Origin of the sequence: Nocardioides taihuensis (assembly GCF_042657275.1) — a bacterium.
Taxonomy (GTDB): Bacteria; Actinomycetota; Actinomycetes; order Propionibacteriales; family Nocardioidaceae; genus Nocardioides; species Nocardioides taihuensis.
Genome location: NZ_JBHSKD010000019.1, coordinates 134,336 through 150,995, shown reverse-complemented (window position 1 = coordinate 150,995; position 16,660 = coordinate 134,336). Strand labels below are relative to the sequence as shown.

Here is a 16,660-nt window from a genome sequence, read left to right as displayed (position 1 = left end):
GAGATTCTCCGCCCAGGCGGTGAGTCTCACCGCCGCTCGGCCGGCACCCCGCGCTCGCCGGCATCGGTGAGCCGCGCCTGCTCGATCGCCTGCGCCTCGAGCTCGGCGCGCCGCTCCAGGTCGCGGACGGCGTCGTACGCCCCGGGGGCGGAGACGAGGTCGGTCGCGCCGTGCTGCAGCTTGGCCAGCGCCGAGCGGGCGAAGATCTGCTGCTCGGTCGTGGTGCGCTCCGATCGGCCGCGGCCGACGAACGAGACCGCCCAGTGCAGGAGCGCGGTCAGCCGGTTCTTGAAGCCGGTGAGGTAGACGAGGTGCACACCGAGCCACATCAGCCAGGCCACGAAGCCGGTGAGCCGGAGCCGCCCGATCATCGCCACGGCGCGGAACCGGGAGATCGTGGCCATCGAGCCCTTGTCGAAGTAGCGGAACGCCTTCTGCGGCGCCTTGCCGCGCAGCCGCCCGTCGATCTCCTTCGCGGCGTACTTCGCGCCCTGGATCGCGACCTGCGCGACGCCGGGGAGGTGGTCGAGGTCGATCATGTCGCCCACGACGAAGACCTCGGGTGCCCGGGCAGCGTGAGGTCGGGGTTGACCGCGATCCGGCCGGCACGGTCGAGCGGGGCGCCGGTCTGCTCCGACAGCGTCTGCGCGAGCGGGCTGGCCTGGACGCCGGCCGCCCAGATCTTGGTGACGGCCGCGATCCGCTCGGTGCTGCCGTCCTTGTGCCGCACCTCGATGCCGCGCTCGTCGACGTCGGTGACCATCGCGCCGAGCATCACCTCGACACCGAGCTTCTCCAGCTCGCGCTGGGTGCTGGCGCCGAGCTTGGCGCCGAACGGCGGCAGCACCTGGCCGGCAGCGTCGACCAGGATGATCCGGGCCTGGCGGGTGTTGATCGCGCGGAAGTCGCGCTTGAGCGTGCGGTGCGCGAGCTCGGCGATCTGGCCGGCCATCTCGACGCCGGTGGGGCCGGCGCCGACGACCACGAAGGTGAGCAGGTGGTCGACGTCGTCGCCGCGGTTGGCGCCGATCTCGGCCATCTCGAAGGCGCCGAAGATCCGGCCGCGCAGCTCGAGCGCGTCGTCGATCGACTTCATCCCCGGCGCGTGCTCGGCGAACCGGTCGTTGCCGAAGTAGGACTGGCCGGCCCCGGCCGCCACGATCAGCGAGTCGTACGGCGTCACGGTCGGGCGGCCGAGCACCTCGGACGTGACGAGCCGCCGGTCGAGGTCGATCGCGGTCACCTCGCCGAGCAGCACCTGCGCGTTGGCCTGGCCGTTGAGGATCTCGCGGGTCGGCGGGGCGATCTCGCCCTGGGAGAGGATGCCGGTCGCCACCTGGTAGAGCAGCGGCTGGAAGAGGTGGTGGGTGGTCTTCGCGACCATCGTGACCTGGACGGGTGACCGTCGCAGGGCCTTGGTCCCGAAGAGACCCCCGAAACCGGATCCGATGACGACGACGCGGTGGTCGTCGGTCTGGCTGGTCATGGCTGCACCTTCCGTGGTCGACCCCTGCAGATCGCGGGCCGACCGGACTGTCGGCCGACCCGACGTACCCATTGTCCCGAGCGGTCCACGGGCGACCCAATTGCGCGTGACGTCGCCTCGGTCACAGGGTCGCGACGACATTCCCGGGACGCACCACCCGACCTCACCGGTCCAGACCAGATGCTCGGCGGGTCGCCTGAACGGTTGCCCACGGCTGAATACACTGCGTGTGCTGGTTTGCCCTTCTACGACTCAGGGTATGCGGGCCCCGCATGGCTCGCTCACTCGACGTACTGGAGACACCTGGTGCCGCTCAACCGACCGGCCCTGACGCTCGGCTCGGGACCGCGCGGGGTTCACGAAGCCCGACGCTGGGTCGTCGAGGTGTGCCGTGACATGGGCCGGCCCGAGCTGATCGAGTGCGCCGAGTACGGCGTGGCCGAGCTGGTCACCAACGCCCTCCTGCACGGCGAGCAGCCGATCTGGGTGCGGGTCCGGGGCACCCGCGACCACCCGCGGGTCGAGGTCCACGACGCCTCGCGCCAGCCGCCGATCCTGCCGGGGTCCGAGCCACTGAGCGACGTCGGCGAGGACGACCTGCTGCTCACCTTCGGGCGCGGGCTCGACATCGTCGCCCGCTGCTCGACGGCCTGGGGCGCCCAGATCGAGGAGGACGGCAAGATCGTCTGGTTCGTGCCCTCGACCGAGAGCCACGACGACACCCCGGTGCCCGGCGTCATCAGCGGCGCCGACGGCGACCGCGCCGACCGGCTGGAGCCCAGCGACCTGATCGAGGTCGAGATCCGCGACGCCTCGCTCGGGGCGCTCAACGTCTGCCAGAACCACACCCGCGAGCTCTACCGCGAGGTCCGGCTGCTCTCGCTGGCCCACGAGTCGCGCTACCCGCTGGCCAAGAGCCTGGCGTCGCTGTTCGGCTCGCTCGACCGGCTGGTGCGCGACGGCATCGACAGCCACGAGGTCGAGGCCGCGCTCGCCCGCGGCCAGCGCACCGCGACGCTCCGGGTCACGGTGCCGCGCAGCACGGTGGCCTCGATCGACCGGTTCCTCGAGCTGCTCGACCTCGCCGACGCCTTCTGCCGCGAGGAACGCCTGCTCTCGCTGGCCCGCTCGCGCGAGCAGCGCCGCTTCCAGGAGTGGTTCTTCGGCGAGTTCGTGCGCCAGCAGCAGGGCGAGTCGCCGATCCCGTGGGCCGAGGCGGCCGAGGGGCGCCAGAGCGTCTCCTGACCGGGCCCGTCAGCCGTAGCCGAGGTCGTGCAGGCGGTCGTCGTCGATGCCGAAGTGGTGCGCGATCTCGTGGACGACGGTGATCCGCACCTCGTCGACCAGCTCGTCGTACGACGAGCACATGCGCTGGAGCGGCCCCCGGAAGACGAAGATCCGGTCGGGGAGCTCGAACACCGGCTCGCCGCCACGCTCGGTGAGCGCCACCCCGTCGTAGAGGCCGAGCAGGTCGGGCTCGTCCTCGGGCGGCTCCTCCTCGACCAGCACCACCACGTTGTGCACCAGGCGGGCCAGCTCGTCGGGGACGCCGTCGAGGGCCTCGTCGACGAGGGCGTCGAAGGCGTCGGCATCGAGGTCGATCGGCATGGCGCCATTGTGCCGACCCCCGCCAGAGGCCGGAAATGCGACAGGTCCCGGATCGGTGATCCGGGACCTGGTGCTGCTGGCGACCCCGACGGGACTCGAACCCGCGGCCTCCGCCGTGACAGGGCGGCGCGCTAACCAACTGCGCTACGGGGCCAGGTGCCTCGCTCGTCGCGCGGCGGGTGGAACTCTAACCCATGGTCGCGGACGACTCCCAATCGCGGGTGGCCACCTGGCGAAGCCGCCCGGAATCGCACCCCCAACGGGATTCGAACCCGTGCTACCGCCGTGAAAGGGCGGGGTCCTGGGCCGCTAGACGATGGGGGCCGGGTGCCGCCACAGCATAAGGGAATGCCCGGGCGCGCAAAGACCCGCCGACGGTATTGGGGGGGAACCGCCGGCGGGTCAGAAGTCATTCTGCCTCGCGGGACGTGCAGGAGTTGTGAGGTCGCGCCCGACCGCCGTGCAGATCTCGTGATTTTCCGATCCCCGGTCGGCTGCGGGCGGTGGGGCTAGAGTCCGAGGCGTGTCCCGGGTCCTCCTCGTCGATGACGAGCCCCAGCTCGTCCACGCACTGCGTCGGGCGCTGGAGCAGGCGGACCACGAGGTGGTGGCCGCCGCCGACGGCCAGACGGGCATCGAGTACGCCGCGACCAGCCAGCCCGACCTCGTCGTGCTCGACCTCAAGCTGCCCGACATCGACGGCGTCGAGGTGGTGCGCCGGCTGCGGCCGTGGTTCGAGCCACCGATCCTGATCCTCTCGGCCGTCACCGACGAGGCACGCAAGGTGCAGGCCCTCGACGCGGGCGCCGACGACTTCCTCAACAAGCCCTTCGGGGTGCGCGAGCTGACCGCCCGGATGCGGGCGCTGCTGCGCCGCAGCGGCGGCTCGATCGAGCAGCGGGTGCTCCACTTCCCCGGGCTCGAGGTCGACCTGGCCGCGCGCACGGTGCGCTCCGACACCGGGGGCGACCTGCGGCTCACGCCCACCGAGTGGCGCATCCTCGAGGCCCTGGTGACCCAGCCGGGCAAGCTGCTCACGCACCGCTGGCTGCTGCACCAGGTCTGGGACGACAGCCACGGCGACGAGGCCCGCCAGTCGCTGCGCTCGCACATGCGCTCGCTGCGCGCCAAGCTCGGGGACGACGCGTCCGCGCCCCGCTACGTGCGCACGGAGAGCGGCGCCGGCTACCGCTGGCTGCCGCTGCCGGACTCCGACGAGGAGCCCGCCGAGGCTGCGGTCGAGGAGGGCGGGCCGGCCCGCAAGTTCGACGACGTGATGCACGACCTCAACAACGTGCTGACGGCGATGCGCTTCGCGGCGTACCTCAGCCGGCCGCGCGTAGGCTCGACCACGGAGGACGCCTCGGCCCGTCTGGCCGAGGTCGGAGCCCGGTGGGAGGCCCTCGTGCTGCGCGCCAGTGCCCTCGCGGCCGAGCTGGAGCAGTCACGCTGACAGGCGTGGGGAGGGGGTGGGCATGACGAGCGCCGTCCGACCTGCGATCGTCCTCGCGGACGACGACGTCGACATCCGCGAGCTGGTCGCGATGATCCTCGGCGACGTCGGCTACGACACCACGACGGCGGCCACCGGTCGCGAGGCGCTCGAGCAGTGCCTGGCCCACCCGCCGGCGCTGGCGCTGCTCGACGTGAGCATGCCGGGCGAGCTCAACGGCCTGCAGGTGGTCGAGGCCCTGCGTGCGGACCCGCGCACGGCCGAGGTGCCGATCCTGCTGCTGACCGCGCTCGCCCAGGAGGACGACGTCGCGCGCGGGCTGGGCACCGGCGCCGACGGCTACGTCGTGAAGCCGTTCGACCCCGAGGAGCTCATCGAGCGGATCATGACGCTGGTGCCGCCCACCGGGGGCTGACCGGCCGGTTCAGACGGCCAGTGGCAGGCGTACGGCGAACTCGGTGCCCTCGCCGGGCTCGGAGGTGACCGCCACCTGGCCGCCGTGGTGGTCGATGATCGACTTCACGATGGTCAGGCCCAGGCCGGTGCCGGGGATCGCGGCGCGGTTGGCCAGCGAGCTGCGGAAGAAGCGGTCGAAGACCTGGCCCACCTCGTCGGCGTCGATGCCGATCCCGGTGTCGGCGACGCGAACCACCGCGTGCCCGTCCTCCGCCACCAGCGACACCCTCACCCGGCCGCCGTCGCGGGTGAACTTCAGCGCGTTCGCGACCAGGTTGACCATCGCCTGCTCGAGTTTGGTGAAGTCGCCCACCACCGTGGTGTCGGCCTCACGGTCGAGCTCGACCACGACGTCGAGCTCGCGGCCGCGGAGCAGGTCCGCGGTCGCGGACATCGCGGCGGCGACCACCGACGTCATCTCGACCTCGGCCGCGGAGAACTCCCAGCTGCCGGCCTCGATCCGCGAGAGCGTGAGCAGGTCCTCGATGAGCGCGAGCAGGCGCTGGCCGTTGCGGTCGACCCGTTCCAGGAGGTCCATCTGCTTCTCGTTGAGCGAGCCGGCCACCTCGCTGGTCAGCAGCTGGGTGAAGCCCAGGACGCTGGTCATCGGGGTCCGCAGCTCGTGGCTGACCGACGCGACGAAGTCGGACTTGATCCGGTCGAGCTCCTCGAGCCGCTCGTTGGCGCGCCGCTCGCGCTCCAGCGCCTGGCGCAGGGCCACCTCGCCCCGGGCGCGCTCGGTGACGTCCTCGGCCACGGCGAGGTAGCCGACCAGCGCGCCACCGCCGCTGCGCATCGGGCTGACGGTCACCGACACGGTGAGCCGCTGGCCGTCCTTGCGGACCCACGACCAGTCGCGCCGGTCGGGCGACCCGGTGTGCGCCACGGGCGCGGTGAAGACCTCGAAGCCGGGCGCGACGCCGAGGGACTCCGCGCGCTCGGCCACCTCGACCGGGTCGTGGAAGAACTGCGGGGTGACGCGGCCGACGACCTCGGCGCTCGAGTAGCCCAGCATCTGCTCGGCGCCGGGGTTGAAGAACGTGACGATGCCGTGCTCGTCCGTGCCGACGATCGCGGTGCCGGTCGCGGCGTCGAGGACGTCGGTGACCAGGCGCTGGGCCCGCCGCTCCTCGGTGACGTCGCGAGCGGTGAAGACCCGCAGCGAGCCCGGGTCGTCGGCGCGCAGCTGGGCGCTGGTCCACGAGACGGTACGGCGCTCGCCGGTCGCGGTGACCCAGTCGTGCTCGCCGGCCATCCGGCCCTCGGTCTCGGGCGGCCCCTCGACCTCGAGCTGGGCGCGCGCCGCGTCGCGGTTCTCGGGGGCGGCGAGCACGTCCCACACCGGGCGGTCGAAGACCTCGGCCATGGTGACGCCGCACATCTCCTCGACGGCCCGGTTGATCTTGAGGATCCGGCCGTCGCGGTCGAGCACCAGGATCAGGGTCTGCGCGTTGTCCAGCACCGCGGCCGACAGGTCGCGCTCCTGCGCGAGCGCGAACTGCAGGTCGCGCTCGTGGGTCAGGTCGACGAGCTGGACCGTGACCATCCCGCCGTCCGGGGTGTCGCGCACCCACGACAGGGCCAGCCGCACCCACCGCGAGGTGCTGCCGCGCAGGTGCATCTCGAGCTCGTGCTTGGTGGAGACCCCCAGGCTCATGCCGTGGCAGAGGCGGTCGATCTGCAGCCGCTGGCGCTCGGTCAGCCCGTCGGTCCAGACCCGTCCGCGCAGCCGGCCGATGCTGCTGCCGAGCAGGTCGGCCGCCGGGCCGTTGGCCTCGAGCACCTCGAGGCCCTCGGGGGTCGGGCGCAGCAGCATGGTGCCGATCACCGACTCGCTGATCGACTTCTGGAAGGTCTCGTGCCGGGCGACGGCCTCCTCCAGCGAGGCCCGGCGCTCGAGGCTGGCCACGGCCAGCAGCAGCGTGACCGCCGCCAGCGCCGCGGCGTACGCCGGCACGAGGAGGTCGAGCGCCTGTGGCCCCTCGAGGTCGGCGAGAGCGCCGAACGGCCCCACGCCCACCGGGGTGGCGAGCGCGACCGCCGCCACGGTGACGGTGAGCTCCACGGCCGCCAGCGCCGGGGAGAGCCGCCACGCGACCCAGAGCAGCACCGGCACGGGGAGCGCCGCCAGCGCGATGGTCGACGGAGCGCCGAGCACGAGCAGCAGCACCAGGATCGACGTCCCGACCTGCAGCAGGGTCTCGAGGCGACGCGGCTCTGCCCGCTCCTCCGGACGAGCCACCAGCAGCACGGTGGCGACCACGATCGTGGTCGAGGTCGCGTGGGCGAGCCCGACGCCGCGCCAGACCTCCACGAACGGCGAGGCGCCTGCGGTGGTGGCGACCGCCGTGCCCACGGCGACGGCGAACGCACCGAGCGTCGCGCCGACGACGATGCGGCCCAGGTCGCCGGGGGTCTCCAGCACGGCGCGACGGCGACCGCCGCGCACCAGCACGACGCTCGTGACCAGGACCTCGGTCAGCACCCCGAGCGCGAGCAAGAGCGCCAGCAGCGGGTCGGCCCCGAGCACGACGAAGCCCCCCGTGGCCACCAGCAGCACCGCGAGCCCGAGCTCCGGCCAGCGTTGCCGGGAGCTGGTCGCGAGCAGGCAGACGCCGACCGCGGACGCGGGCCAGAAGGCCGGCCACAGCGCGCCCGGGGGGGTGAAGGCGTCGGCGGTCGCCATCAGGACGAACAGCGTCACCAGGGACGAGGCGACCACGAGCCAGCGACCGGGCGGGGACGTCCCCCCCGGCGCCACCGTCGACGCAGCGGCACGCAGCGCGACGGGTCGCGCGGCCGAGTGGTCGACGGACATGCGCCCATGGTGAGGGTCCGGAGGGGCTCTCCGCGGGCGAATGGCAGGAATTTGTCAAGTGGCCTTGACCTCGCGCTGAGACCCTCTGACCTGCGACGACGTCGTCGCAGGCGGCCATCGGGGCGGCTGCTTTCGCGGCTCCGGAGCTGCTCCTGTAGGGTGGCGGCCGCTCGGGCAGGTAGCTCAGTTGGTACGAGCGTCCGCCTGAAAAGTGGAAGGTCGGCGGTTCGACCCCGCCCCTGCCCACGAGCACGCAGGGCTCACCTGCGGCGACGCCCCCGCCGGGTCCGGCGGGGGCGTCGTGCGTGAGGCGGCCGTCGTTCCGCCTGCGACCCGCGTCAGACCCGCAGGCTCGTCATGCCGCCGTCGACGCGCAGGACCGCGCCGGTCGTCGACGCCGCGGAGGGCGAGGCGAGCGCGGCGACGGCCGCGGCCACCTCCTCGGCGGTGACCAGCCGACCCAGCGGCTGGCGCCGGCGGAGGGCCTCCGCGGCGGCGAGGGGGTCGTCCGCCTGGTCGAGGAGCCGCTGCACCCAGGGCGTGTCGGCCGTGCCGGGGGCGACGGCGTTCACCCGGATCCCGTCGGCGACGTGGTCGGCGGCCATGGCGAGCGTGAGCGCGTGGATCGCGCCCTTGCTGGCGCTGTAGGCGGCGCGCTCCCGGACGCCGACGAACGCGACCGCCGAGCACATGTTGACGACCGCGGCGTGCGGCGAGCGACGCAGGTGCGGCAGCGCGGCCCGGGTGACCCGGGCCGTGCCGACCACGTTCACGTCGAGGAGGTGGCTCCACTCGTCGTCGGGGGTCCGCTCCACCGATCCGACCGACCCGGTGCCGGCGTTGTTGACGACCACGTCGAGCGCGCCGAGGCGGTCGACCACGGCAGCGATCGCGTCGTCCACCGCTGCCCGGTCGGTCACGTCGCACATGATCGCGAGGAGCCCGTCCGGCACGCCGCTCACGTCGCGGTCGAGCACGGCGACGTCGGCGCCACGGTCGCGCAGGAGCGCTGCGGTGGCGGCGCCGATGCCGCTCGCGCCGCCGGTCACGACCGCCACCAGCCCGTCGAAGTCGTTCATGTCGTCTCCTTCTGGAGGTGGGGGTCGACCAGGATCTTGGGCCCGGGGCCGGCACCGGCAGGCCGCTCCCCCGCCAGCACCGCGCCGACGTCGGCGAGCCCGACCGTGGCGGCGACCAGCGGACGGGGATCGACCCGGCCCGCGGCGTACGCCTGGATGGTGGCGTCGAGGCCCGGGGAGGCGGACAGGATGCCGACGGCGGTCACGTCCTTGAGGGCCAGCGTGCGCGTGTCGACGAGGCTCGGGCTCCCCGCGAGGCCGATGTAGACGACCCGGCCGGCCGGCTCGACCTGATCCGCCGCGTACGCCGGGAGCCCGGGCGCGTTGGAGGCGTCCACCACGGCGTCGAAGGGCACGTCCGGGACGTCGTCGCTGGTCCAGGCGTTGTCGAAGCCGAGGCTGCGGGCGAAGTCGAAGGAGCCGGCGGACCGCCCGACAAGGTGGACGACCACCCCCTCGGACCGCAGGAACAGCGCGACGAGGGTGCCGATCGCCCCGGGGCCCAGCACCAGCACGTTGTCACCCGGCCTGGCGTGCGCGGCCACCGCGGCGCGCCAGGCGTTGCCGCCGGGCTCGACCAGCGCCCCGAGCGTCGGGTCGACGGTCGGGGGGAGCACGTGGAGGGAGCTGGCCGGGACCGCGATCTGCTCGGCGAGCGCTCCGGCCCGGCCGTTGCGGATCCCGACCTCCGACCGCGCGTCGCAGACGTGCTGGTGCCCGCGGCGGCAGCGCCGGCAGTGCCCGCAACCGAGCATCGTGTCCCCCATGACCCGGCGGCCGACCAGGTCCGCGGCGACCGCGGAGCCGGTCTCGCGCACGGTGCCGCACCACTCGTGCCCGAGGCGCATCGGGTAGCGCGCGTGGCCCTGGTGCAGGTAGGCCATCTCGCCGGTGAAGAACTCGACGTCGGTGCCGCACAGGCCCACCCGCTCGACGTCGACCACCACCTCGTGGGGCTCGGGGGACGGCGGGTCGACCTCGTCGACGGACACCTCCCGCGGACCGTGCAGGACCAGGGCGCGCACGTCTCTCCTCCTACCGGGGCGCCACGACGCGCTGGCGCTGGGTGCCGAGGCCGGAGATCCCGAGCTCGATCGTGTCGCCGGGCTGCAGCCACACCGGAGGGTCGAAGCCCATGCCGACGCCGGGCGGCGTGCCGGTGTTGACGAGGTCGCCCGGCTCGAGCACCAGGAACTGGCTGAGGTGGTGCACGAGGAAGTACGGGTCGAAGACCATCGTCCGCGTGCTGCCGGACTGGCGGCGTACGCCGTTGACGTCGAGCCACAGGTCGAGGTCGTTGACGTCGGCGACCTCGTCGGGCGTGACCAGCCACGGACCCGCCGGGTTGAAGGTCTCGGCGGACTTGCCCTTGACCCACTGGCCGCCCCGCTCGAGCTGGAACGCGCGCTCGCTCACGTCGTTCACGACGACGTAGCCGGCGATGGCGTCGCGCGCGTCCTCCGGGGAGTCGAGGTAGCTGGTCCGGCGGCCGATCACGATCCCGAGCTCGACCTCCCAGTCCAGCTTGGTCGACCCGCGGGGCACCCGGACGTCGTCGTCGGGGCCGACGAGGGTGTTGGGCGCCTTGTTGAAGAGGATCGGCTCCGCCGGCACGGCCTGGCCGGTCTCGGCCGCGTGGTCGGCGTAGTTGAGGCCGATGCAGAGGAGCTGGTGGGGCCGGGCGATCGGCGCCCCCGTGCGCTCACCGTCGAAGCGGGCGACCCGGCCGGCCGCGGAGCGCGTGGCCACCACGGGCCGGATGCGCTCGAGTCCGTCGTCGGCGAAGAAGCGCTCGTCGAAGTCGTGCACGACGTCGGAGAGGTCGACGTACGTCTCGTCGTCGAGGCGTACGACGGGCTTCTCGGCGCCCGGGGCACCGATGCGCATGAGGTGCATGGTCGTCCTTTGTCGTCGTTGTCGTCGTCGGCGGCTACCGCGCCGCGGTCACGGGGTGGCGGACGGCACGACCCGCCGCCAGGGGGTGGTCGGCATCCCCGGGACGGGGACGCGGGTGGTGAACAGGTGGCCCGATCCCGGGAACTGGCGGAGCTGGGCCGCCGAGAGCTCCTCGGCGGCGGTCGAGACGACGAGGACGTCGAGCTCGTCGCCGGCGAAGGCGATGCTGGAGGTGTGCGGCGCGGGGACCTCGATCCGGTCGACCACCGCGCCGGCAGGGTCGAGGCGCCGGACCTCGCCCGCACCCCACACGGCCACCCAGAGGTGGTCCTCGCTGTCGGTGGCGACGCCGTCGGGGAGCCCGTCCCCGAGCCGGAGGAAGACCTCGCGCTCGCCGATCGCGCCCGTGCCGGGGTCGTGGTCCCGGACGTAGACGCACCCCGCGAGGGAGTCGACGTGGAACATCCGTGTGCCGTCGGTCGACCACGCGATGCCGTTGGAGAGGCCCAGCCCGCCGTCGAGCCGGACGAGCTTCCCGTCGGGCTCCAGCCGGAACAGCTCCTCGGCGCCGGTCGGGTCGCCGAGCGAGAGCGTGCCGACCACGAACCGGCCCGCGGGGTCGGTGGCGCCGTCGTTGCAGCGCCGCCCGCTCCCGGGAGGCAGCACCCGCGGGCCCTCGTGGCGGACCCCGTCGGTGTCGATCACCACCAGCCGCTCCTGCGCGGCCACGAGCAGCGCGCCGTCGTCGGAGACGGCGACCGCGCCGACCATGGAGTCGAGCTGGTGCCGCCCGGTGACCACGACCGACGTGGCGGTCCCGGACCCGTGCTCGAGGCGTCCCTCCAGGACCTGGCCCGCCGGGATGTCGACCCAGAGCAGGCGCCGGCGGGCGGCGTCCCACACGGGGCTCTCGGCGAGCCGGAAGCCGACGGAGGTCGCGACGGCGAGGTCGCCGCTCACCGGGGCTCCCCCAGCGGCCCCAGGGCCTCGCGGACCTCGGCCACCCGCCCGACGAGCACCCGCAGCGGGGTGCGGTAGGCGAGCGCGCTGACGCTGACCCCACCCGACGGCGCCGCCGAGGAGAGCGCGTGGACCGGGAGCGCCAGGCAGTTGATCCCCGGCTCGTTCTCCTCGTCGTCGACCGCGTACCCCTGCTCGCGGACCTTGTCGAGCTCCCGGTGCAGCTGCGGGGCGGTGCAGAGCGTGTTCGCGGTCCGCGCCGGCAGCGGCGTACGCCCGATCCACGCCTTCACCTCGGCGAGGGAGGTCAGCTCGCGGGCGAGGAGCAGCTTGCCGACCGCGGTCGCGTGCGCCGGGTTGCGGCCGCCGACGGTCGAGGTGAGCCGCACCGCACCGGTCGGGGGATCCACCTTGGCGCGGTAGACGACCTCCCGGTCGTCGAGCACGGCGTAGTGGGTGGTCTCGCCGAACCGGCCCGCGAGGGTCTCCAGCGCGGGCCGGACGCGCACGTGGTCGGGCCGGGCCTCGTGGAAGTCGAACGCGAGCCGCAGGTACTCGTCGCCGAGGCGGTAGCGGCCATCGGGGCCCTGCTCGGCGAAGGCCGCCCGCCGCAACGAGCCGAGCGCCCGGTGGATGGTCGGCTTGGGTCCGCCGACGGCCTTCGTCAGCTCGTCGAGGGTCGCCCCGTCGGCGTACCCGGCCAGCTCCTTGAGGACGGCCAGGACACGGTCCGAACCGACGAGCCTCGTCGCCGCCTCCGCCGTCGCCACGTTCCGCATGTTAGATCACCCTTCCATCTGTTGGAATGGTCGCGGCGGCGCCGAGCGCTGCTAGCGTCGCGGTGGCGGCTGCCCCGAACCGCGTGACCACCGCCGGAAGGGAGCGAGAACGCCCATGACCCCACCCGCACCCGGCGCCGGCGACCGTCCGGCGGGCCTCCGCAGCTCCCAGTGGTACGGCGGCGGCGACCGCAACGGCTACATCCACCGCGCCTGGATGCGCCGGGGCCTGCCGGGGGACGCCTTCACGGGGCGACCCCACATCGCCATCGCCAACACCGCCTCCGACCTGACGCCGTGCAACGCGCACCTCACCGAGGTGGCGGCCTCCGTGCGCAACGGGGTCTACGAGGCCGGCGGCATCCCGCTCGAGCTCCCCGTGGTGTCCCTGGGCGAGACGCAGGTGCGTCCGACCGCGATGCTGTGGCGCAACATGGCGGCGATGGCGACCGAGGAGATGCTGCGGGCCAACCCCGTCGACGGCGTCGTCCTCCTCGGGGGCTGCGACAAGACGATCCCCTCGCTGCTGATGGCGGCCGCGTCCGTCGGGCTGCCGGCCGTCGTCGTGCCCGGCGGTCCGATGCTGACCGGGACCTTCCGCGGGACGCCCCTGGGCTGCGGCACCGACGTGTGGCGCCTCTCCGAGGAGGTCCGGGCCGGCACCCTCTCCGACGACGACTTCCTGAGGTCGGAGTCGGCCATGATCCGCAGCCGCGGCCACTGCAACACGATGGGGACGGCGTCGACGATGGCGATCGTGGCCGAGGCGCTCGGCATGACCGTGCCGGGCGTCGCCGGCACCCCGGCCCCCGACAGCCGGCTGCTCGAGGCCGCGCACGGCACCGGACGGCTCGCCGTCGAGATGGTGGCGGCCGACCGCCGCCCCGACCGGGTCGTCACCCGGGCGTCCTTCCACAACGCGATCGTGGCGCTCGCCGCCGTCGGCGGGTCGACCAACGCCGTGGTGCACCTGCTCGCGATCGCCGGCCGGCTCGGCGTCGACCTCACCCTCGACGACGTCGACCGGACCGGCTCCGGCGTCCCGCTGCTCGTGGACCTGCTGCCGGCGGGGCGCCACCTGATGGACGACTTCCACCGCGCCGGCGGCCTGTTGTCGGTGCTGCGCGAGGTCCGCGACCTCCTCGACCCGACGGCGCTCACCGTGACCGGCGAGCCGCTGGTCTCCTTCCTCGACGACGCCCGGATCTGGGACGCCGACGTGATCCACCACCGGGAGCAGCCGCTGGTCGCCGAGGGCGGGATCGCGGTCCTGCGGGGCAACCTCGCGCCGGACGGCGCGCTGGTCAAACCGGCCGCGGCGTCACCCGACCTCCTCCAGCACCGGGGCCGTGCGATCGTCTTCGACTCCGTCGAGGACTTCCACGCGCGGATCGACGACCCCGACCTCGACGTGGACGCCTCGTCGGTCCTGGTGCTGCGCGGCTGCGGCCCCCGCGGCTACCCGGGGATGCCGGAGGTCGCGAACCTGCCGCTGCCGAAGAAGCTGCTCGCTCAGGGCGTCCGCGACATGGTGCGCATCTGCGACGGCCGCATGAGCGGCACGGCGTACGGCACCGTGGTGCTGCACGTCGCCCCCGAGGCTGCGGCTGGTGGCCCGCTCGCCCTGGTGGAGACCGGCGACCCGATCGTCCTCGACGTGCCCGCCCGCCGGATCGACGTCGACCTGCCCGACGCGGAGCTGCTGGCGCGCGCGCCGAGCGCCGCCGCGGCCGCGGCGTACGCCGCGCCGACCCGCGGCTGGGAGCGGCTCTACGTCGACCACGTCCTCCAGGCCGACACGGGGGCCGACCTCGACTTCCTGGTCGGCTCCTCGGGGCCCGACGTCAGCCGCGAGTCGCACTGAGCGCAGGCCGCGCCGCCGGCGACAGCGCCATCGCCGCGAACCGCTCCCCGATCAACCGGTGGGTCTCGGTGTCCGGGTGCAGGTGGTCGGGCAGCGGCAGGCGCGCGGCGTCGTCCTCGCCGTACAGCAGCCGGCCGTCGAGGTAGGACAGCGCGGGGTCGTCCACCGCCCGCTCGGCCACGATCCGCGCGAGCTCGGCGCGCACCACCGTGAGCGTCAACCGGCCCGCCGCGACCTCGGCGGGGTCCCCCGTCGCACGGAAGCGGAGCTCCCCGGTCGCCAGCCCGGCCGGGTCGAAGGCGGTCGGGCCCGGGACGTCCTCGTGGATCGGGCAGAGGATCGGCGAGACGACCACCAGCGGGGTCGTGGGGTGCCCCTCGCGGAGGGTGTCGAGGAAGCCGTGCACCGCGGAGGTGAAGCCCCGCAGCCGCACCAGGTCGTGGTTCACGAGGTTGATGCCGAGCTTGACGCTGACCAGGTCGGCCGGGGTGTCGCGGAGCGTGCGCGCCGTGAACGGGTCCAGGAGCGCGCTGCCGCCGAGGCCGAGGTTGACCAGGTCGACGCCCGCCGCGCGCGCCGCGACGGCGGGCCAGGTCGACAGCGGCGAGGAGGCGTGGGATCCCTGGCTGATCGAGCTGCCGTGGTGGAGCCAGGTACGCCGGGTCCGTGGGAGCGGGGTGACCGGCGCGTCGGAGCGCAGGGCCACGAGCTCGGTGGTCTCGTCGTGCGGCAGCCAGAGCTCGACGTCCTTGACCCCCGGCGGCAGGCCGGCGAAGACCAGGGTCCGCGGCTCGCCGCGCTCGTGGCCGGCCGCGCCGGTGCGCAGGTCGAGGGTGACCATGTCGCCCGGTGGCAGGGTCGCCCGCGCGTGCACCTCGCCGTCGACGACGAGCTCGTGCACGCCGTCGGGCCGCGGTGGCGCGCCGAGGTAGGACCGCTTGGTGGCGACGGCGTCGAGCTCGATCCGCGTCGCCGTCGTGCGCAGGGCGATGCGGGCCCCGGCCGGCTGGCTCTCGGCCAACGCCAGCTGCGGGTCGACGCACTGGGCCCGGGCCCACGCCGGCAGGCGGTGCGGGAGCAGGCCGCGGTCGGTCTGCTCCAGCTCGGCGACGCCGCGCACGAGCTCGGTGGTCAGGGGCGTGGTGATCATCGCGAGGTCCTTCCCGGGTCCTCGGCCCAGCCGCGCAGCAGCCGGTCGAGGGAGTCGAGGATGTGGGTCCAGCTCGTGGCCGCGTCGGGAGCGCTGTGCGCGAAGCCGCCCGCCGCCTCGAGCGTGGTGAAGCCCTGGAAGACGCTGCCCAGCAGCCGCACCGCGTGGGTCTGGTCGTCGCCAGTCAGGTCGTAGCCGCGCAGCACCGCGCGCTGCAGCTCGGCGAGCCGTGGCCCGGCACTGGCCGCTGCGGTGGCGGCATCGAGGGGCGTCCGCGCTGCGGCCCAGCGGCCGGGGTGCTCGCGGGCGTAGTCGCGGTAGACGTGGCCGAGCGCGACGACCGCATCCCGTCGGGAGCGCCCGGCGAGGGCGTCGGCCGCCCGGTCCGCGAGCTCCTCGAGCGCGAGCAGGGCGACGCGGCGGCGGAGGTCGTCGGTGCCGCCGACGTGGGCGTAGAGGCTGGGTGGGCGGACGCCGAGGCGGGCCGCGAGCGCGGTCACCGTGAGCGCCTCCACGCCGTCCTCGTCGGCCAGCTCGGCCGCGGCCAGGGTCACCGATGCTGCGTTGAGCCCACGTCGTGCCACTCCCTGACACCTCCTGCGTCCGGTTCCTACCGAAGAAGCATAGGTCAGGACCGATGCTCCCTAGGTATCGGCACGGCGCAGCCGCGTCGGCGGGCGGGGCTAGGTTGGCGGGGTGTTCACCAGCGCCATGGTCAACCTCTACACCGCCGACATCGAGGCAGGGGTCCGCTTCTACCGCGACCTCCTCGGGTTCGCGGAGACGTTCCGCACGCCGCTGACCGGCACGCCCGAGCACGTCGAGCTCGCCCTGCACGGCTTCGTGCTCGGCCTCGGCAGCGAGGAGGCGGCCCGCCGGGTGCACGGCGTGGACCCCACTCCGGGGGCCCCGTCGCTCGCGGTCGTGGTGTGGACCGACGACGTCGACACGGCCTTCGCGCGGCTCACCGGCGCCGGAGTCCCCACCGTTCAGGAGCCGGCCGACGCCGGCAACGGCAACCGCACCGCACTGGTGCACGACCCCGACGGCACGCTCGTCGAGCTGGTCACGCGACTACCCTGAGGGTGGTCCGCGCGGGGCTCGTGGTGCT

16 protein-coding genes and 3 tRNA genes are annotated in these 16,660 nt (G+C 74.0%); 6 read left to right on the top strand and 13 right to left on the bottom strand.

From position 1 onward, the window contains the following. Window positions 1-26: 26 nt before the first annotated feature. A complete protein-coding gene (locus tag ACFPGP_RS15940; RefSeq protein ID WP_378591742.1) occupies window positions 27-548 on the bottom strand; it encodes an NAD(P)/FAD-dependent oxidoreductase in 522 nt (173 codons plus the stop codon). Then, window positions 536-1,486 (bottom strand): NAD(P)/FAD-dependent oxidoreductase, encoded by a 951-nt coding sequence (locus tag ACFPGP_RS15935; protein ID WP_378591740.1) that lies wholly within the window; start codon window positions 1,484-1,486, stop codon window positions 536-538. Before ACFPGP_RS15935 ends, ACFPGP_RS15940 begins: the two co-directional genes overlap by 13 nt. A 396-nt stretch (window positions 1,487-1,882) precedes the next feature. On the opposite strand from ACFPGP_RS15935, the gene ACFPGP_RS15930 reads away from it, so the two are divergent. Then, window positions 1,883-2,731: an ATP-binding protein gene (locus ACFPGP_RS15930; protein ID WP_378591739.1), complete on the top strand. Its 849-nt coding sequence runs from the start codon at window positions 1,883-1,885 to the stop codon at window positions 2,729-2,731. 9 nt (window positions 2,732-2,740) lie between these two features. Here ACFPGP_RS15930 and ACFPGP_RS15925 read toward each other — a convergent pair whose 3' ends face one another. From ACFPGP_RS15925 to ACFPGP_RS15915, 3 genes are all read right to left on the bottom strand, one after another. Continuing rightward, entirely contained in the window at window positions 2,741-3,094 is a 354-nt protein-coding gene (locus ACFPGP_RS15925) for a metallopeptidase family protein (RefSeq protein WP_378591737.1), read from the bottom strand. A gap of 77 nt (window positions 3,095-3,171) precedes the next feature. Then, window positions 3,172-3,248 (bottom strand) — tRNA-Asp (locus ACFPGP_RS15920). Between the two features lie 97 nt (window positions 3,249-3,345). Further along, a tRNA-Glu gene (locus ACFPGP_RS15915) sits at window positions 3,346-3,418 on the bottom strand. Window positions 3,419-3,617: 199 nt separating this feature from the next. Here ACFPGP_RS15915 and ACFPGP_RS15910 point away from each other — a divergent pair. Together ACFPGP_RS15910 and ACFPGP_RS15905 are read left to right on the top strand one after the other, a co-directional pair. Then, entirely contained in the window at window positions 3,618-4,547 is a 930-nt protein-coding gene (locus tag ACFPGP_RS15910) for a response regulator transcription factor (protein ID WP_378591736.1), read from the top strand. 22 nt (window positions 4,548-4,569) lie between these two features. After that, the gene (locus ACFPGP_RS15905) at window positions 4,570-4,962 is read left to right on the top strand and encodes a response regulator transcription factor (RefSeq protein ID WP_378591734.1); all 393 of its coding nucleotides are present in this window, start codon (window positions 4,570-4,572) and stop codon (window positions 4,960-4,962) included. 9 nt (window positions 4,963-4,971) lie between these two features. Here the strand turns inward: ACFPGP_RS15905 and ACFPGP_RS15900 are convergent, their stop codons facing one another. Then, window positions 4,972-7,821: a PAS domain S-box protein gene (locus ACFPGP_RS15900; RefSeq protein WP_378591732.1), complete on the bottom strand. Its 2,850-nt coding sequence runs from the start codon at window positions 7,819-7,821 to the stop codon at window positions 4,972-4,974. A gap of 172 nt (window positions 7,822-7,993) precedes the next feature. Between ACFPGP_RS15900 and ACFPGP_RS15895 the strand changes: the two genes are divergently transcribed. After that, window positions 7,994-8,067, top strand: a tRNA-Phe gene (locus ACFPGP_RS15895). 92 nt (window positions 8,068-8,159) lie between these two features. On the opposite strand, the gene ACFPGP_RS15890 is transcribed toward ACFPGP_RS15895, so the two are convergent. From ACFPGP_RS15890 to ACFPGP_RS15870, 5 genes are read right to left on the bottom strand one after another with little or no spacing between them, the layout of a single operon-like run. Beyond that, the gene (locus tag ACFPGP_RS15890) at window positions 8,160-8,900 is read right to left on the bottom strand and encodes an SDR family NAD(P)-dependent oxidoreductase (RefSeq protein ID WP_378591731.1); all 741 of its coding nucleotides are present in this window, start codon (window positions 8,898-8,900) and stop codon (window positions 8,160-8,162) included. Next, on the bottom strand, window positions 8,897-9,925 hold the full coding sequence (locus ACFPGP_RS15885) for a zinc-dependent alcohol dehydrogenase (protein WP_378591729.1): 1,029 nt from the start codon (window positions 9,923-9,925) through the stop codon (window positions 8,897-8,899). Before ACFPGP_RS15885 ends, ACFPGP_RS15890 begins: the two co-directional genes overlap by 4 nt. Window positions 9,926-9,935: 10 nt before the next feature. Next, window positions 9,936-10,787 (bottom strand): fumarylacetoacetate hydrolase family protein, encoded by an 852-nt coding sequence (locus ACFPGP_RS15880; protein WP_378591728.1) that lies wholly within the window; start codon window positions 10,785-10,787, stop codon window positions 9,936-9,938. 57 nt (window positions 10,788-10,844) lie between these two features. Beyond that, window positions 10,845-11,756: an SMP-30/gluconolactonase/LRE family protein gene (locus ACFPGP_RS15875; protein ID WP_378591726.1), complete on the bottom strand. Its 912-nt coding sequence runs from the start codon at window positions 11,754-11,756 to the stop codon at window positions 10,845-10,847. Next, window positions 11,753-12,526 (bottom strand): IclR family transcriptional regulator, encoded by a 774-nt coding sequence (locus tag ACFPGP_RS15870; protein WP_378591725.1) that lies wholly within the window; start codon window positions 12,524-12,526, stop codon window positions 11,753-11,755. Before ACFPGP_RS15870 ends, ACFPGP_RS15875 begins: the two co-directional genes overlap by 4 nt. Window positions 12,527-12,650: 124 nt before the next feature. On the opposite strand from ACFPGP_RS15870, the gene ACFPGP_RS15865 reads away from it, so the two are divergent. Further along, a complete protein-coding gene (locus tag ACFPGP_RS15865) occupies window positions 12,651-14,399 on the top strand; it encodes an IlvD/Edd family dehydratase (RefSeq protein WP_378591723.1) in 1,749 nt (582 codons plus the stop codon). Here the strand turns inward: ACFPGP_RS15865 and ACFPGP_RS15860 are convergent. Together ACFPGP_RS15860 and ACFPGP_RS15855 are read right to left on the bottom strand one after the other, a co-directional pair. Then, window positions 14,380-15,549, bottom strand: coding sequence for an SGNH/GDSL hydrolase family protein (locus tag ACFPGP_RS15860; protein WP_378591722.1), 1,170 nt, complete (start codon window positions 15,547-15,549; stop codon window positions 14,380-14,382). The two genes, ACFPGP_RS15865 and ACFPGP_RS15860, sit on opposite strands and share 20 nt — an antisense overlap. Beyond that, complete coding sequence (locus ACFPGP_RS15855; RefSeq protein WP_378591720.1) at window positions 15,546-16,133, bottom strand: TetR/AcrR family transcriptional regulator; 588 nt, start codon at window positions 16,131-16,133, stop codon at window positions 15,546-15,548. The genes ACFPGP_RS15860 and ACFPGP_RS15855 overlap by 4 nt, the downstream gene beginning before the upstream one ends. 112 nt (window positions 16,134-16,245) lie before the next feature. Here ACFPGP_RS15855 and ACFPGP_RS15850 point away from each other — a divergent pair, with 112 nt between their 5' ends. Next, complete coding sequence (locus ACFPGP_RS15850) at window positions 16,246-16,632, top strand: VOC family protein (protein ID WP_378591719.1); 387 nt, start codon at window positions 16,246-16,248, stop codon at window positions 16,630-16,632. The last annotated feature ends 28 nt before the right edge of the window (window positions 16,633-16,660 follow it).

Coding starts and splice junctions, on each gene's coding strand:
- ACFPGP_RS15935 (WP_378591740.1), bottom strand. CDS start 1,486: ATGACCAGCCAGACCGACGACCACCGCGTCGTCGTCATCGGATCCGGT.
- ACFPGP_RS15930 (WP_378591739.1), top strand. CDS start 1,883: ATGGGCCGGCCCGAGCTGATCGAGTGCGCCGAGTACGGCGTGGCCGAG.
- ACFPGP_RS15925 (WP_378591737.1), bottom strand. CDS start 3,094: ATGCCGATCGACCTCGATGCCGACGCCTTCGACGCCCTCGTCGACGAG.
- ACFPGP_RS15905 (WP_378591734.1), top strand. CDS start 4,570: ATGACGAGCGCCGTCCGACCTGCGATCGTCCTCGCGGACGACGACGTC.
- ACFPGP_RS15900 (WP_378591732.1), bottom strand. CDS start 7,821: ATGTCCGTCGACCACTCGGCCGCGCGACCCGTCGCGCTGCGTGCCGCT.
- ACFPGP_RS15890 (WP_378591731.1), bottom strand. CDS start 8,900: ATGAACGACTTCGACGGGCTGGTGGCGGTCGTGACCGGCGGCGCGAGC.
- ACFPGP_RS15880 (WP_378591728.1), bottom strand. CDS start 10,787: ATGCGCATCGGTGCCCCGGGCGCCGAGAAGCCCGTCGTACGCCTCGAC.
- ACFPGP_RS15865 (WP_378591723.1), top strand. CDS start 12,651: ATGACCCCACCCGCACCCGGCGCCGGCGACCGTCCGGCGGGCCTCCGC.
- ACFPGP_RS15860 (WP_378591722.1), bottom strand. CDS start 15,549: ATGATCACCACGCCCCTGACCACCGAGCTCGTGCGCGGCGTCGCCGAG.